The sequence below is a fragment of the Comamonas sp. A23 genome, assembly GCF_004522605.1.
Classification (GTDB): domain Bacteria; phylum Pseudomonadota; class Gammaproteobacteria; order Burkholderiales; family Burkholderiaceae_C; genus Comamonas; species Comamonas thiooxydans.
The window spans coordinates 117274-131763 of sequence record NZ_RSDT01000004.1 but is presented as its reverse complement, the minus strand read 5'-3'; the positions used below and the strand labels follow the sequence as shown (position 1 = coordinate 131763).

Sequence of the window (14490 nt, the reverse complement as noted above, 5' to 3'; positions counted from 1 at the left end):
ACCTAAAGCTTGAGCCAACTGCGCTGTGATATTTCCCTCTCACGTCTCGCGTCTTCGCATGGGCAGTCTGTGTCTGTGTGTCTTGTCGTTGCTGGCAGGCTGTGCTGCGCCCGAGGCAGTCAAGCTGGACCGGACCACGCCACCCCAATGGCAGCAGCAGGAGTCGGCTCAAAAGTCGGACCCCGCGGAGCTGGCTCAATGGTGGCGTGCCTGGAATGACCCTGCTCTCAATGCGCTGGTGGACGAGGCACTGGCCCAGAATCTTGATGTGGCTCAGGCCGTGCTGCGTCTGCGTCAGCAGCGCTTGCTGGCGGGTACGGCAGATGCGGCTTTTCGCCCCATAGTCAGCACCGGAGCGCGGACTCTGCAGGATATTGCAGCAGTTGATACTTACTTCCATGCCAGCATTGATGTGAGCTGGGATCTTGGTCTGTTTGGTGACTCCGAAGCGGCGCGCCGTGCAGGCGCGGCCGGCGTGCTGGATGCGCAAGCCCAGCTGCATGCAGCGCGGGTGGCGCTGGTGGCCGATGTGGTGCACCGTTATCTCGATATCCGGCTGGCCCAGGTGCAGCGCAGCCTGGTCGAGAGGCAATTGCAGCAGGCGCAGCGACAGCTGCAGCTCTTGCAGATTCGGCATGAGCAGAGACTGACAGATGCCCAGTCTCTGGAGCAGCAACAGCTGCAGCTGCGCACCGCAGAGTCTCAGCTGTCCACCCTGAACGAGGCCCAGGCGCGTGCTGCCCATGCGCTGGCTGCCCTGCTGGGACGTGAGCGTGCCGAGCCGCAGTGGCTGCAGCCCAGGACGGATGCCGCGTTGCCCGCAATGCAGGCGCTTGCCGTACTGCCGGCAGACCTGCTGCGCAACCGCCCCGATATTCAAAGTGCCGAGGCTGCGGTGGAGCAGGCTGCGGCCGAGGTCGGCGTGTCGCGCGCGGCGCTCTATCCGCGGTTGACCCTGACGGGGTCCTTGTTGTATGCATACAACCTGACGCGCAATCACCGCACGACCTCGGACTCCATTCCCATGGTCGGTCCGCAGATCGACATTCCGCTCTTTGATTGGGGTCGCCGCCGTGCCGTGGCAGACGGCAAGGAGCTGGCGCTGCAGGCCAGCATCAAGGCATACCGCCAGGCCGTGCTCAATGGCATTGCCGAGGCCGAAACTGCCCTGGCAGCGGTTGCCGCCCAGCAGCAAAGGCAGCAGCAGCTGCAGTCCCAGCAGCAGATTCATGCCGGGCGCGAGAAGGCTCAGGCAGTGCGCCAGCAACTGGGCCTGTCCAGCGAGCTTGCGGGCATCGATAGCGCCCGCGCCAGCCTGGAAAACCAGAGCGAGCTGGCAACCGCCAGGGCTGCCGAGGCGCTGGCCTATGTGGCTCTCTACAAGGCAGTGGGTGCTGCCCCTGTCGATGCCGCGCTTGTTACCCGGACCACAGAGGCTCAGCCATGATTGCCCTGGCGCGCAAGACGCTGATCCATGAGTGGAGACGCTTTGTCCCTTCGGTGTTCGCCGTGGGCTTTTCGGGCGTTCTGCTGGCCATGCAGGCCGCCTTGGTGCTGGGCATCTTCGGCTCTGCCGCGATCTACGTGACGGCTTCTTCGGCCGATCTCTGGGTGGGCTATCCGGGCACGCAAAGCGTGAACTTCGGGCGCAATATCGGTAGCGATGTGGAGATGCGTCTGCGCATGGACCCCGATGTGGCGGCCGTGGAATCCTATGTCTGGGTCGATGGCGACTGGCGCGCGCGCGCCGGTGCCCAGGGCGCGACCGGAGGCGGAGTCTCGGTCTATCTTTCGGGCGTCAGCACTGCGGACAACTCCATGATGTTCACCAAGGTGCTCACCTCCTGGCAGCGACAGCTGCTGCGCGAGCCCGGTGCCGTGATTGTGGACAGGGCGGACCTGGGGACTCTGGGCGCGCAGGAAGGCAGCACGGCCTGGATCAACAACCATGCGGTCAAGATCGTGGCTGCCGTAGACGGCTTGCGCGGCCTGGGCGGTGTCAACGTGATCGCCTCGCTCAGCACGGCCCGCGAAATTGCAGAAACCAGTGCCGAGCATGGCAGCACCTATTTCGTGGCGCGCCTCAAGCAAGGAGCCAAGGCAGGCGAGGCACAGGCGAGATTGAGTCAGTCCAGCAGCAGCTTCGGCCCGTACGAGGTCTGGACGGCGGATGCCTTTGCGCGCCGCTCTCAGCGTTACTGGATGCTCGATACCGGCGCCGGTGCCGGCGTGCTCTTCATGGCCGTCATCGTCTGCCTGGTGGGCGCCATCGTGACCAGCCAGTCGCTCAAGGCGGTGGTGGCAGGGTCCGCCCGCGAGTATGCGGTGCTCAATGCTCTGGGCGTGAGCCGAGCAGCCCTGGGCCGCGTGGTGGTCGAGCAGGCCTGCTGGATTGGCGGCCTGGGCTTTGTGCTGGCGGCACTGGCCAGCGCGGTGCTGCTCAGCATTGCATCCAGCTACCGCGTCCCTGTTGCCCTCAACCTGTCCGCGGTACTTGCGTGCGGCTTTCTGGTGGCCGTGCTGTCGCTGCTGTCGGGTCTGGGCGCCATGCGCAGCTTGCTGCGTGCCGACCCGGCAACCCTGTTGCGTTAAGGCCTGAAACATGCAAGCCGAGACCATGGAACGCATCAAAAATTCTGCTGCAGTCAAGGATGCAGCGCCCAGCCTCGAGGCCGTGCGTCTCGACAAATCCTTTGTGTCGGGCATCGTCCAGGTGCATGTGCTGCAAGGACTGTCCGTCAGCCTGTATGCGGGGGAGTTGAGCCTGATCTCCGGCCCTTCGGGCTGCGGCAAAAGCACGCTGCTGTCGCTGATGTCGGGACTGCAAAAGCCCGATGCCGGCCATGCGCTGGCACTGGGCGAGGACCTGGCCAAGCTCGGTACGGCGGCACTGGAGAAATTTCGTCTGCGTCATACGGGTTTTGTCTTCCAGGGCTTCAATCTGTTTCCGGCCTTGACGGCACTGGAGCAGGTGCAGCTGCCGCTTGGTTATATGGGCCTCAAGAACGCCGAGACATTGCGCCGTGCCAAGGAGGCTCTCGATGAAGTGGGGCTCTCGCACCGCAGTCATATGCGCCCGGCCCAGCTGTCGGGTGGCGAGAAGCAGCGTGTGGCCATCGCACGTGCCATGGCCAAGCAGCCTCGCCTGCTGTTCGCCGACGAGCCCACCAGTGCGCTGGACGCCGAGAGCGGCCAGCGTGTCATTGATTTGCTGCACCGTGCAGCGCGCACGCACGGCACCACGGTGCTCTGCGTCAGCCATGATCCGCGCCTGGTACGCCACGCCGATCGTGTGCTGGGCATGGAAGACGGCGCCATTCGCAGCGACTGGCGCCAGAACAGCCCCATCAAGGAATAAACATGAACCCAAGCCCATTTCGTCTCAGCATTGTGTCGGGCGCGCCGCTGCTGGCGGCTGCCGTGCTGATGCTGGGCGGGTGCTCTCCGTCTCAGGACGCAGCCTCCGTGATCACGCCGGCCGCAGCCCAGATCAAGCCTCAAAGCCAGGTAGCCGTTGCGCGGGGCAAGATCGATGTAGAAGGCGGTCTGCTCGATCTCTCGTCTGCCGCATCGGGCGTGGTGCAGCAATTGCTGGTCAAGGAAGGGCAGAGCGTGCAGAAAGGCCAGCCAGTGCTGCGTCTCGCCGACGATGCGGCGCGCGCCGATCTGGCGGTGGCGGAGTCCGAGCTGCAGCTGGCGCAGACCAAACTCAAGACGCGCCAGAATCGCCTGCCCGCGCTCAAGGCCACGCTGACGCGCTGGCAGTCCGCTGCCAAACAGGGGGCAGCGGACCTGCAGAGCGTGGACGAAGCCGTGCAGGCCCTGCGTGATGCGCAGTCCGAAGTGGATATTGCGGCTGCAGAAGTCACGGTCGCCAAGCGCAAGGCCGAGCAGTTGCGGGCCCTGCTGCAGCGCCACGAGCTGCGTGCGCCCGAGGCCGCAGTCGTGGTGCGTCTGCAGGCACAGGGCGGCAGCATGCTGCAAAGCGGCAGTCCGGTGGCGGTGCTGCTGCCCAAGCGCCCCTTTATCGTGCGTGCCGAAGTCAACGAAAGCTTTGTGACGGCGATTCGCGAGGGCATGAAGGCCCTGGTGACGGTGGACGCAGACGGCAGCGCTGCCCGCCAGGAGTTTCCTGCTGCGACCGTGTTGCGCATCAGTCCCGTCTATGGAGCGGCCAAGCTGCAGGACGACGCGCAGCGCGGCCCGGTAAGGGTTGTGGAATGCGTGCTGGCATTTGACCAGCCGCCCGCCAATGTCAAGGTCGGTCAGAACGTGAGGGTCAGTTTCCATGAATAAGCGCATTCAGATTTTCCCGTCGCCTGCAGGTACAGCTGCGGCCGGCTGGATGGTGCAAAGCGATTTCGACGGCACCATCAGCCTGCTGGACGTGACCGATACTCTGCTCAATCGCTTTGGCAAGCCGGGCTGGCAGGAACTGGAAGACGCCTGGGAGCGCGGCGATATCGGCTCGCGCGAATGCATGAAGGGGCAGGTGGCCCTGCTGGACATGAGCGAGGTCGAGCTGCAGAACCATCTGGACAGCATCGAGATCGACGAGCACTTTGCCGGCTTCGTGGCCGAGGCCAGGCTGCATGGCATCAAGGTGCAGGTCGTCAGCGACGGCATTGACTATGCGATTCGCCATGTGCTCGCACGCCATGGCCTCGGGGATCTGGAAGTGATCGCCAACCATCTGGTGCAGACGGGCGAGCGTAGCTGGCGACTGGATTCGCCCTGGGCCAGCAATCGCTGCACACGGGCCAGCGGCAACTGCAAGTGCGAACGCTTGGCCGAGCAGCAGGCCGTTCATGGGCGGGTGCTCTATATCGGCGACAGCACGTCGGACTTCTGCGTTTCCGGCAAGGCGGATTTCGTGCTGGCCAAGTACAAGCTCATCGACTATTGCGAGAGCCAGGGGATTGCCCACGCGCGCTTCGAGCATTTTGCGCAGGCCACCCAGCTGCTGGAGCAGGTCCTGCTCGGCATGGAGCAGATTGCATGAATGCGGCCGATGGATTGGGGCTGCTGCAGCAGCCGGATTTGCAGCAGCTGTGCGTGACGCCGCATGAGTTCGTCATGCCCGGCGAAGGCCGCAATGCCCGCACGGGCGTGCTGTTGATCCATGGCCTGACCGGCACGCCCGCCGAGATGCGCCTGCTCGCTAAAGGTCTGAACAAGCAGGGCTTCACGGTCTACGGGGTGCAGCTGGCAGGACATTGCGGCAGCATGGAAGACTTGGTGGCTGCCCGCTGGACGGACTGGCTGGCAAGTGTGGAGTCGGGCCTGCAGCGCTTTTCGCTGCATGTGGACCATGTGGTGGTCGGCGGTCTTTCCATGGGGGCGCTGCTGTCGCTGGCCGTGGCCGAGCGCCATCCCGACAAGGTTGCGGGCGTCTGCGCGCTGTCCACCACCTTCCGCTATGACGGCTGGAGCATCCCTGCCTATACCAAGCTGGCGTTCCTGCTGCCGCTATTCCGCCTGCTGGGCATTGGCCGCAACAGCGTCTTCATGGAGGCGCCACCCTACGGCATCAAGGACGAGGCCTTGCGCGCGCGCGTGGTCGAGCAGATGAACAGCGGCGACAGCTCTGCCGCAGGCCTGCCCGGCAATCCCTGGTGGAGCGTCATCGAGCTGCGCGCCCTGTCCGCGAATGTGCAGGCCGGACTGGCGCAGCTGCGCTCGCCCTGTCTGGTCATTCACGCCCGGGAAGACGATATTTCGTCGGTCAGCAATGCCCACGATATCCAGCGCGGCGCGGTCAACGCCCATGTCGACCTGGTGCTGCTGGACAATTGCTATCACATGATCACCATCGACCGCGAGCGCCGCACCGTGATTGCCAAGCTCAACGAGTTCATCGCGCGCATCGCCAGCTCGGCAGCGCCTGCCAGGGGTGCGAATGGGTAGTGATCTCTCGCCCCTGGTGGTGACGCTGTGGATACTCAATGTGCTGGTGGACAGCGGGGGACAGCTGGCTTTCAAGGCCGCGGCCAGCGAGCCGGGGCATCGCAATGGCACGGAGCGTTGGCGCTTCATGCTGGCCAGGCCCTGGCTGTGGGTGGGCATTGCCTGCTATGTGGCGGAGTTTCTGGTCTGGCTGGCATTTCTGTCGCTGGTGCCGCTGTCGGACGGGGTGCTGCTGGGCTCGATCAACATCGTCGCCATCATGATTCTGGGCCGGGTGCTGTTTCGCGAAAAGCTGGCGCCCATGCGCGTAGCCGGCATCGTGCTGGTGTCCGTAGGCGTGGCCATCGTTGGATTGCACTGAGGGCCGTCGGCTATGAAGCGTTTTTACATTGTCGGCTTTCTGGTACTCATGGCCTTTGACACGCTGGCGCAGCTCAGCTTCAAGCAGGCCGGTGATTCCGCACTGCCGCTGGAGTTCTCCACCGGCTGGCTGCTGCGCGTGTTCAGCCAGCCCTGGATCTACGGTGCATTCGTTGGCTACATCGGTGCCTTTTTCACCTGGATGAGCCTGCTCAAGCACGCTCCCATCGGCCCGGCATTCGCGGCCTCGCATCTGGAGATCATCTCGGTGCTGGCGATCTCGTACTGGCTGTTCAACGAGCCCATTGGCTGGCCGCAGATCATTGGCTGTCTGTTCATCGTGGCCGGCATCATGTGCCTGGCGGTGAGCGAGAAGCCAGAGGCCGAGCAGGCCGCCTGACATGCGCCAGCCCACGGTGCCGCCAACGGCCGGCCTGCCACTACAGCTCGGCGACCTCTGGCCTTCGGGTGCGGGCAGCCTGGCAGGACAGCTGGCTGGCTGGCTGGGCGTGGAGGCGGTGCAACTCGAATGCTCGGGGACCTCGGCCCTGATGGTGGCGCTGCGCAGCCTGCAGGCCCTCAGTCCTGGGCGCAGCGAGGTCGTTGCACCGGCCTATACCTGTCCGCTGGTGGCGCTGGCGATTGCGCAGTGCGGGCTGCAACTGCGCCTGTGCGATTTGCGCGCCGATGCGCTGGACATGGACCCTGTCTGCCTGCAGCGCCTGTGCAGCGACCGGACGCTGGCCGTGCTGCCCACGCATCTGTGCGGGCGTGTGGCCGATGTGGACGCCGCCCTGCAATGCGCGCGCGCCGTGGGCGCCTATGTGATCGAGGATGCCGCCCAGGCGCTGGGAGCGCGCAGCGGCGGAGCTTCGGTGGGCCTCAAAGGCGATATCGGCTTTTTCAGCCTGGCCGTCGGCAAGGGGTTGAGCACCTTTGAAGGTGGCGTGCTGATGGCGCGCGAGCCTTCCATGCGTGCTGCGCTGAGCGCAGCCGGCGCCGCCACCCGGTTCAGCCTGTGGTGGGAGCTGCGCCGCAGCATCGAGCTGCTGGGCTACGCCATGCTCTACCGGCCCTCGGGTCTGCGCATGGCCTATGGCAAGCCGCTGGAGAAATCATTGTCGCGTGGTGACTGGGTAGAGGCCGCAGGCGATGACTTCGACGATCTCATTCCCCAGCACAGTCTGGGGCGCTGGCGCCAGAGCGTGGGGGCCAGGGCATTGCGGCGGCTGGAGGGGTTTCAGCAGCAAGCATCCGGACAGGCCCGCCTGCGCATCGCTCAGTTGCAGGCTTGCGGGCTGGAAGTGGTGCAGGATGCCGTGCCCCGGGCACAGGGCGTGTGGCCGGTGATCCTGCTGCGCATGCCGAGCCAGCAGGCCAGGGATGCCGTGCTGCGCGCGCATTGGGGCGGTGGCTGTGGTCTGTCTCTGCCCTTTGTCCATGTGCTGCCCGACTATGGCCGCTACGACCATGTACTGGGTGCTGCACGCGACGATGCGGTCAGCCAGGCGCGCGACTGGGCGCAGCGCTTGCTGGCCATCAGCAATAGCCCATGGCTGGATGACGAGCGCTTTGCGGATTTGCTGGACACGCTGGCAGCACGCTGATACGCCTACGCCTACGCCTGCAATCTGTCTGCAATAACGATATAGAAATCCATTCGTTCTGTTTTCGCCGGCTCGTTTCTACACTGAACTTGAACGGACTGCATGGCCTGTTGCCCCGCAGATCAAGGCACAAGGAGTGGTGAAAATGGGAGTAGGAAAACGCTCAAGGCAAGCGCTGTCAAGCGCGGCGGGGGCCTGCCAGCACGATGTGGATGTTCTGGTTATCGGCGCTGGGCCAGCAGGGGCATGGGCTGCCATCAGTGCGGCCAGCCAGGGGGCAAACGTGCTGCTGGTCGACAAGGGATATTGCGGAACATCGGGCGCAACTGCACCTTCGGGCTGCGGCGTTTGGCATGTCGACAATACCGGGGATTTGCGTGAGAAAGCCAAAGCCAGCCGTTACACCATGGGCGGCATGCTGGCCGAGCAGGCATGGATGGATCGGGTGCTGGAGCAGACCTGGAACAACATCGAGCTGTTGACTGAATGGGGCTACCCGTTTCCTGTCGATGTGGAAGGCAAGCTGCGGCGCAACTCCCTGCAAGGCCCTGAATATATGCGTTTGATGCGCAAGCAGGTCAAGGCTGCCGGCGTACGTATTCTTGACCATAGCCCGGCGCTGGAATTGCTCGTGGATGACGCTGGCACGGTATGCGGCGCAACAGGTGTGCGCAGGCAAGCCGAAGATACCTGGGTTGTGCGTGCAAGTGCAACCATCATTGCCACCGGCGGCTGCGCTTTTCTTAGCCGCGCGCTGGGCTGCAATGTGCTGACCGGTGATGGATACCTGATGGCCGCCGAGGTGGGGGCACAGCTCTCGGGCATGGAATTCTCCAATGCCTATGGGCTGGGGCCGGCGTTCTCTTCGGTCACCAAGTCCCTGTTCTACAACTGGGCCAGTTTTTACTATGCAGACGGCTCGCTGATCGATGGTGCAGGGTCTTCGCGTGGGCGCAGCATCATTGCGCAGACGTTGCAAACACAGCCTGTTTTTGCGCGCTTGGATAAAGCCGATGCGAGCATTCAGGCATGGATGCGCACGGCACAGCCCAACTTCTTTGTCTCGTTTGACCGCAAAGGCATCAACCCTTTTCATGAAATGTTCCCGGTCAGCTTGCGGCTGGAAGGAACGGTGCGTGGCACTGGCGGTCTGAATGTGGTGGATGCCGACTGTGCAACCTCCGTGGCCGGGCTGTACGCTGCAGGCGATGCAGCAACGCGCGAGCTGATCTGTGGTGGCTTTACCGGGGGCGGCAGTCATAACGCAGCCTGGGCGCTCTCTTCGGGATTCTGGGCTGGTGCCGGCGCTGCGCGCTTTGCCTTGCATAACCCGATGAAAAAACGGCTGCTTTACCGCGCAGGCAGTCCAGGTCTTGAGGAGCAGGGTCAAGCTCGGCTGGACAGCAGTCAGCTGATTCAAGCGGTACAGGCCGAAGTCTTCCCGTACGAGCGCAACTGGAATCGCCAATCCGATGAGTTGCAGCAGTCTCTGCAGAACCTTGATGCCTTGTGGCTGCGCCTGCGTACTGGTGTGCAGTTCCAGTCCATCGAAGAGCGCCTGCGCCTGAGGGAGGCAACAGCCATGCTGGCTACCTCGCGATGGATGTACCGGAGTGCCTTGCAGCGTACCGAAACCCGGGGCATGCATCGCCGTCGCGATCATCAAGAATTGGACCCTGGCCAGAGACATCGATTGATTTCTGGCGGCCTTGATGAAGTCTGGGTGCGTCGTCAGCGGGTCAAAGAAGTGCCGTCTTCCGAAGGAGTGCTCGCATGATCGAAATCATCAGCTCAGAGCGTTGCACCGGCTGCAATATCTGCGTCCATGCCTGTCCTACCAATGTGTTCGACATGGTCAAAGGGCAGGCTCCGCGCATTGCCCGGCAAAGCGATTGCCAGACTTGCTTTATGTGCGAGCTGTATTGCCCCGAGGACGCCTTGTATGTTGCCCCGGTGGCAGATGCGGCTGCCCATGTGGATGAGCTTTCGCCTGCCACGCAAGCTTTGCTGGGCAGCTATCGCGCCTCCGTTGGTTGGGGCAAAGGTCGCCAATCTACCGCGGCACTGGATGCCAGCTACGAGCTGCTGGCGCGTGCGCATTAGAAATTTTGTCATCCATGTCAGAACATGAAATCCGTTTGTCGGAAGCAGGCTCTTGTGCCGCTTTCAATCGTCGTCAATGGCTGCTTGGCGCTTTGGCGGCAAGCATTCCCATGCTGGGTGAAGCGCAGTCTCAAAGCGCGGCGCAGACCTTGCGTATCGGCTATATCGGTCCTGGAAAGAAGCCTGCTTATGCCACGGGCTGGGCGCTGCAGCAGGGCATCTTGCAGCGAGAACTGAGCACGTTGGGCTTCTCCCAGGTCGTGACCCGTGTGTTTCCCAATGGACCGGACTTGAACGAAGCATTCATTGCCGACCATCTGGACATCGGCATCTATGGCGACACACCCGCAGTGGTCGCCCATGCGCAAGGCTTTCAAGGCAAGTTGCTGGGTTTTGATTGCGTGGGCATGAACACCTGGCTGCTGACGCCCAAGGCTGGCATCAAGACGGTGGAGGAGCTCAAGGGCAAAGTCGTTGGCGTGGCTCTGGGCTCATACATGCACCGCTTTGTGCTGGGTCTGCTCAGGCAGCATGGTTTGAGCGGCAGGGTCAAGGTGGTGCATATGCTGCCGCGCGACGGTGCACCGGCGCTGGAGCGTGGGGATGTGGCTGCGTTTGCCGCACCTATCAATATGGGGCCGTTGCTGGCGCAGCAAGGCTTTCCGGTTCTGGCAGAGGCTGCGCAGTATCCGACGCTGCTGGGCACATCGGTCATTGTGATTTCTCCCAAACTGCTTGCGAGGTTGCCGCAATTTCCTGCTACCTGGGGTCGCGCACGCAGCATTGCCCTGGGGGAGATTCGTAGCGACAGCGCAGCGTATCTGGCGTTTCATGCCGAGGCCAGCGGTTTCCCGGTGCCTGCGGTCAAAGCCTCTGTGGCATTGAGTAATCTGCCCGCTCAGGCCTATCCGGAGCAAGGCTTGCATTTGATCTCCGAGGCCAAACGCTTCCTGCTCAATGAAAAGCTGGTGCGCAAGGATTTTTCCGTTGAGAGCTGGAAGATTCCCGGGTTTTCATGAGCTTTTCTTCTGACAAGATCGTTGGAATCAAGCGATATTTTCCCTTGCTTCAGTGGGATCCGTCATAGCGGAGACTCTGCATTTCTGTCCGGACTCCCTGGCTTTCAGTGCTGTCTCGCTCTCGGCGATATAGCTGCGCGTGAGCGGTACGGCATCCTGCCTGCGCGCCAGCTGAACCTGGAAGATGGCGATGTCCTGATAGCGGAACGCGGTCTCCGACATGGACAGATAGAACTCCCACATGCGGCAGAAGCGCTCGTCATACAGGGCTGCGGCTTCGGCACGGCGTGCCATGAAACGCTCGCGCCACAGGCGCAGGGTCTGGGCATAGTGCAGGCGCAGCACCTCGATATCGCAGATCACCAGCCCCGCGCGCTCTATGGCCGGCGTGAACTCCGACATCGACGGGATATGGCCGCCGGGAAAGATGTAGCGCTCTATCCAGGGATTGTTGAAGTCGGGCACATCGCTGTTGCCGATGAAGTGCAGCAGCATCACGCCGTCCTCGCTGAGCAGCTCATGGCATTTGCGGAAGAAGGCGTCATGGAATCTCGTGCCCACATGCTCGAACATGCCGACAGAGACGATGCGCTCGAACGGCCCCTGTGTGTCGCGGTAGTCTTCCAGCCGGTACTCCAGCCGCTCGCCATGGATGGATTGCGAGGCCCTGGACTGCGCGCCGGCCAGCTGCTCCGTGGACAGCGTGATGCCTGTGACATGGCCGGCACCGCCCACCTCGGCCAGATAGCGCGAGAGACCGCCCCAGCCGCAGCCGATGTCGAGCACGCGCTGGCCCGGCTCGATCAGCAGCTTGGCGGCGATATGGCGCTTCTTGGCCAGCTGTGCCGTTTCCAGGTCTTCGTTGCCCTGCTCGAAATAGGCGCAGGAGTACTGGCGCTCGCTGTCGAGAAACAGCTGATAGAGCCGGTCGTCCAGATCGTAGTGATGCGCCACGTTGGCACGCGACTTGCCGCGCAGATTGTTCTGCAGCAAGGGCCGCAGCTTCATGCGCCAGGCATCGAGCACGCGCACCGTGGCGCTGACGGGCACGTGCCTGGCGCCGCGCAGCACCAGCTCCAGCACGTCGTAGACCGTGCCTTGCTCGACCAGCAGGCGCCGCTGCATGAACAGCTCGCCAAAGTTGAGGTCGGGATCGCGCAGCAGTGCAATGACGGCGCGTCTGTCGGCAAAACGCAGACGCGCCTGGGGCTGGCCGCCGTCGCCGAAGATCAGCGCCTTTCCTGAAGGAGTGATGACTTCGAGCCGTCCCGTGGTGACCAGAGGTGCAAATGCCTGTTGCAGCAATTTTTCGGTCAACCGATCCAGCATGTCAGCTCCTTGAAGCGAAGTGTTGAAAAGTGGTCGGTGAAATCGCCCTAACTCGCGCTGCTGAGCGCTATGCGCTTTATCAGCCGCTGGTTCAATGCATGTTGCCCGGCCTGCCAGCCGGCCAGCGTAGCGGCGTCAATCTGTGTGTCCTGGCCGTCGCCCGCGCTCATCAGTCGTTTCCACCAGGTGCCATAGTGCCATGACGACACGTCGCCCGTGATGTCACTGCCCGCGATCTGTCCGCGCAGCGCATCGATCAGCTGCACGGCCTGCTCTTCCAGCATCCGGCCCTGGTCCCAGTTGGTGCGCACGACTTCGGCGGCGAACACATCCTTGTCTATGCTCAGATACGTGTCCTGCGGCCAGTCATGCAGATGGTCGGACAGCGCCTGTACCAGCTCGGCGATATCGGCAAAGCTGCGAAACGCCTTGCCCGCGCCCACGTGCCTGGCCCAGCCGGTGTTCACGCCGCAGCTCCAGTAGGTGAGCTTGCCGGCGCGCAGCGGCCGCAGATAGTTCTCCCAGGCGTGGGCCGAGCCTATGTCCTGCGAGGTGATGCCTGCCACATGGACCTGCGACACGGCGGGGTGCATGGCCACGCGCCGCACCCAGGAGCCACAGTGCACGCCCCAGGGGAAGCGCATATTGTCGGGGTGGTTGTCCAGCACCACCACGCGCAGCGGATGCTTGGCACTGAAGCCCTTCTGGGCGATGCAGCGCTCGATCAGCGGCCAGCTCAGATGGTGAAAGTCGCCGCTGCCCATGAGCACGGTGCCGTGCTGCGCGGGCAACTGCTCCTGCATGGCCTGGCCGAAGCGCCTGAAGCTGCGCAGTCCGCAGCCAAAGCGCACCAGCTCCTGCCAGTCGGCCAGCGGCAGGCGCTTTTCTTGCGCCAGCGGGCCTACCGATCCATCGACATCCAGCACCACAGGTGTTTGTTGCATCATGGCTTGTCACCCCACTGGCTATCGCTTTCAAACAGACCGGAGAAGCGTCGCCCCAACGCGCGCAGCACGGGGTTGCGGATGAAGACCAGATGCTGCGTCATGGTGAAGCTGGCGCCGAGCTGGGCCTTGACTTCCGGGTCGGTCCAGCCTGCCACATAGTGGGACAGACCCCGCTCCAGTGCGTACTCGAGATTGACCATCCAGCTCACGAAATAGAGATTCGCCTCACGCGCTGCCGGGTAGGACAGGCCTATGTATTTGTCGATCAGCCTGCCGTCATGCTCGAAGCACAGATTCCAGCCCAGCAGAGCATCGCTTTGTCGATCCCGATACTCGAACACGATGCCGCCATTGTCCGCATCGCGCAGCAGGCCGGCCAGGAAGGCGCGCGAGAGCTTGTCGAAATGGATCTCGCTTTGCGCATACACCGCTTCGAACAAGGTGTAGTAGGCGTCGATGCGGCTCTCGCCGGCAAAGGCAGCGCCGGTCGGCAGGCGACGAATGTCAAGCCCGGCGCGGCTCTTTAGCTTGCGCCTGAGGCTGCTGCGGCGGTTCTTGGACAGGCCGGCCAGATACTCATCGGTGCTGGCAAAGCCAAGAGGTACATAGGCCAGCGCCTGGCCTTCCAGGGCCACAAAGCCCTGCTCCGCCAGCGCCTGCGACAAGGCTCTGGCAAAGTCATTGTCGCTGGCGCTCAGCAGGGGCGATGCCTGCGGCAGATCCTTGACGATGGTAAGCATGGTCCGGCCTGCAACGGCGCGCAGTTGCCGCGCCAGCGTGGAGGCCTCTACGCCCTGGGGCAGGGGCGCATACTCGCTGACCGTGCTGCCGATGAAGTCCGTCTTCAGCCTGAGCCTGGTGCTCAGCCAGCGCCCGCCCGGCAACGACAGAAGACGCGCCTTGAGCGCGTCTTCTGCGGTGGTCAGCAAATCGAAGGGGGCCGTGAATGCTGGCGCCGGCCATTCCTTCAGCAAGACAAAGCCTTCTGGAGGATGGTTGGAGAACTGCTGCAGCAAGCCACTGGGTTCGAGCTGGTTGCGGAAATTTTCCGTCGCCATTTCGCCTTTTTGTAGTCGGTTTTGATGGCGCCTGAGTGTGTCTGCAGCGCAGAAAACTGGCACAACTCAAGCAAGAGACAACGAGCAAGACCTGGGCGGCCCCCGCCGCCGCACAGCGAGGCTGTCTTCCCCCTCCCGAAGACAGAGGGGGAAGCGGCGG

The 14490-nt window shown here is 63.3% G+C and carries 15 protein-coding genes; 12 read left to right on the top strand and 3 right to left on the bottom strand.

The annotated features are described in order from the left end of the window. Positions 1 to 58: 58 nt before the first annotated feature. The 12 genes from EIC84_RS11950 (at position 59) to EIC84_RS11895 (ending at position 10996) form a co-directional block, all read left to right on the top strand. On the top strand, positions 59 to 1447 hold the full coding sequence (locus EIC84_RS11950; RefSeq protein ID WP_034363130.1) for an efflux transporter outer membrane subunit: 1389 nt from the start codon (positions 59 to 61) through the stop codon (positions 1445 to 1447). After that, positions 1444 to 2592, top strand: a complete 1149-nt coding sequence (locus EIC84_RS11945; protein ID WP_003069558.1) for an ABC transporter permease — start codon at positions 1444 to 1446, stop codon at positions 2590 to 2592. The genes EIC84_RS11950 and EIC84_RS11945 overlap by 4 nt, the downstream gene beginning before the upstream one ends. Positions 2593 to 2602: 10 nt before the next feature. Further along, entirely contained in the window at positions 2603 to 3358 is a 756-nt protein-coding gene (locus EIC84_RS11940) for an ABC transporter ATP-binding protein (RefSeq protein ID WP_003069557.1), read from the top strand. A gap of 2 nt (positions 3359 to 3360) precedes the next feature. Further along, complete coding sequence (locus EIC84_RS11935; protein ID WP_003069556.1) at positions 3361 to 4296, top strand: HlyD family secretion protein; 936 nt, start codon at positions 3361 to 3363, stop codon at positions 4294 to 4296. After that, positions 4289 to 5002, top strand: coding sequence for an MtnX-like HAD-IB family phosphatase (locus EIC84_RS11930; protein WP_003069555.1), 714 nt, complete (start codon positions 4289 to 4291; stop codon positions 5000 to 5002). The genes EIC84_RS11935 and EIC84_RS11930 overlap by 8 nt, the downstream gene beginning before the upstream one ends. Beyond that, positions 4999 to 5907 carry a carboxylesterase gene (locus EIC84_RS11925; RefSeq protein ID WP_003069554.1) on the top strand — a complete coding sequence of 303 codons (909 nt, stop codon included), beginning with the start codon at positions 4999 to 5001 and terminating at the stop codon, positions 5905 to 5907. The genes EIC84_RS11930 and EIC84_RS11925 overlap by 4 nt, the downstream gene beginning before the upstream one ends. Then, on the top strand, positions 5900 to 6268 hold the full coding sequence (locus EIC84_RS11920; protein ID WP_003069552.1) for an EamA family transporter: 369 nt from the start codon (positions 5900 to 5902) through the stop codon (positions 6266 to 6268). Before EIC84_RS11925 ends, EIC84_RS11920 begins: the two co-directional genes overlap by 8 nt. Before the next feature lie 12 nt (positions 6269 to 6280). Next, entirely contained in the window at positions 6281 to 6667 is a 387-nt protein-coding gene (locus tag EIC84_RS11915; RefSeq protein ID WP_003069549.1) for a multidrug efflux SMR transporter, read from the top strand. A 1-nt stretch (position 6668) separates the two neighbouring features. After that, on the top strand, positions 6669 to 7874 hold the full coding sequence (locus EIC84_RS11910; RefSeq protein WP_003069548.1) for a DegT/DnrJ/EryC1/StrS family aminotransferase: 1206 nt from the start codon (positions 6669 to 6671) through the stop codon (positions 7872 to 7874). A 145-nt stretch (positions 7875 to 8019) separates the two neighbouring features. After that, positions 8020 to 9651 (top strand): FAD-dependent oxidoreductase, encoded by a 1632-nt coding sequence (locus EIC84_RS11905; RefSeq protein ID WP_034363127.1) that lies wholly within the window; start codon positions 8020 to 8022, stop codon positions 9649 to 9651. Further along, positions 9648 to 9977, top strand: a complete 330-nt coding sequence (locus tag EIC84_RS11900) for a ferredoxin family protein (RefSeq protein WP_003069544.1) — start codon at positions 9648 to 9650, stop codon at positions 9975 to 9977. Before EIC84_RS11905 ends, EIC84_RS11900 begins: the two co-directional genes overlap by 4 nt. 14 nt (positions 9978 to 9991) lie before the next feature. Further along, positions 9992 to 10996 (top strand): ABC transporter substrate-binding protein, encoded by a 1005-nt coding sequence (locus EIC84_RS11895; RefSeq protein ID WP_003069542.1) that lies wholly within the window; start codon positions 9992 to 9994, stop codon positions 10994 to 10996. A gap of 27 nt (positions 10997 to 11023) precedes the next feature. Here the strand turns inward: EIC84_RS11895 and EIC84_RS11890 are convergent, their stop codons facing one another. From EIC84_RS11890 to EIC84_RS11880, 3 genes are read right to left on the bottom strand one after another with little or no spacing between them, the layout of a single operon-like run. Further along, positions 11024 to 12325 (bottom strand): cyclopropane-fatty-acyl-phospholipid synthase family protein, encoded by a 1302-nt coding sequence (locus EIC84_RS11890; RefSeq protein WP_003069541.1) that lies wholly within the window; start codon positions 12323 to 12325, stop codon positions 11024 to 11026. 47 nt (positions 12326 to 12372) lie between these two features. Continuing rightward, a complete protein-coding gene (locus EIC84_RS11885; RefSeq protein ID WP_003069539.1) occupies positions 12373 to 13272 on the bottom strand; it encodes an arginase family protein in 900 nt (299 codons plus the stop codon). After that, positions 13269 to 14330, bottom strand: a complete 1062-nt coding sequence (locus tag EIC84_RS11880; protein ID WP_003069537.1) for a peptidogalycan biosysnthesis protein — start codon at positions 14328 to 14330, stop codon at positions 13269 to 13271. The genes EIC84_RS11885 and EIC84_RS11880 overlap by 4 nt, the downstream gene beginning before the upstream one ends. Between the last annotated feature and the right edge of the window lie 160 nt (positions 14331 to 14490).

Excerpts from the sequence above, each read along its gene's own strand:
- EIC84_RS11950 (WP_034363130.1), top strand. The coding sequence starts at position 59 with ATGGGCAGTCTGTGTCTGTGTGTCTTGTCGTTGCTGGCAGGCTGTGCT.
- EIC84_RS11945 (WP_003069558.1), top strand. The coding sequence starts at position 1,444 with ATGATTGCCCTGGCGCGCAAGACGCTGATCCATGAGTGGAGACGCTTT.
- EIC84_RS11940 (WP_003069557.1), top strand. The coding sequence starts at position 2,603 with ATGCAAGCCGAGACCATGGAACGCATCAAAAATTCTGCTGCAGTCAAG.
- EIC84_RS11935 (WP_003069556.1), top strand. The coding sequence starts at position 3,361 with ATGAACCCAAGCCCATTTCGTCTCAGCATTGTGTCGGGCGCGCCGCTG.
- EIC84_RS11930 (WP_003069555.1), top strand. The coding sequence starts at position 4,289 with ATGAATAAGCGCATTCAGATTTTCCCGTCGCCTGCAGGTACAGCTGCG.
- EIC84_RS11925 (WP_003069554.1), top strand. The coding sequence starts at position 4,999 with ATGAATGCGGCCGATGGATTGGGGCTGCTGCAGCAGCCGGATTTGCAG.
- EIC84_RS11920 (WP_003069552.1), top strand. The coding sequence starts at position 5,900 with ATGGGTAGTGATCTCTCGCCCCTGGTGGTGACGCTGTGGATACTCAAT.
- EIC84_RS11915 (WP_003069549.1), top strand. The coding sequence starts at position 6,281 with ATGAAGCGTTTTTACATTGTCGGCTTTCTGGTACTCATGGCCTTTGAC.
- EIC84_RS11910 (WP_003069548.1), top strand. The coding sequence starts at position 6,669 with ATGCGCCAGCCCACGGTGCCGCCAACGGCCGGCCTGCCACTACAGCTC.
- EIC84_RS11905 (WP_034363127.1), top strand. The coding sequence starts at position 8,020 with ATGGGAGTAGGAAAACGCTCAAGGCAAGCGCTGTCAAGCGCGGCGGGG.
- EIC84_RS11900 (WP_003069544.1), top strand. The coding sequence starts at position 9,648 with ATGATCGAAATCATCAGCTCAGAGCGTTGCACCGGCTGCAATATCTGC.
- EIC84_RS11895 (WP_003069542.1), top strand. The coding sequence starts at position 9,992 with ATGTCAGAACATGAAATCCGTTTGTCGGAAGCAGGCTCTTGTGCCGCT.
- EIC84_RS11890 (WP_003069541.1), bottom strand. The coding sequence starts at position 12,325 with ATGCTGGATCGGTTGACCGAAAAATTGCTGCAACAGGCATTTGCACCT.
- EIC84_RS11885 (WP_003069539.1), bottom strand. The coding sequence starts at position 13,272 with ATGATGCAACAAACACCTGTGGTGCTGGATGTCGATGGATCGGTAGGC.
- EIC84_RS11880 (WP_003069537.1), bottom strand. The coding sequence starts at position 14,330 with ATGGCGACGGAAAATTTCCGCAACCAGCTCGAACCCAGTGGCTTGCTG.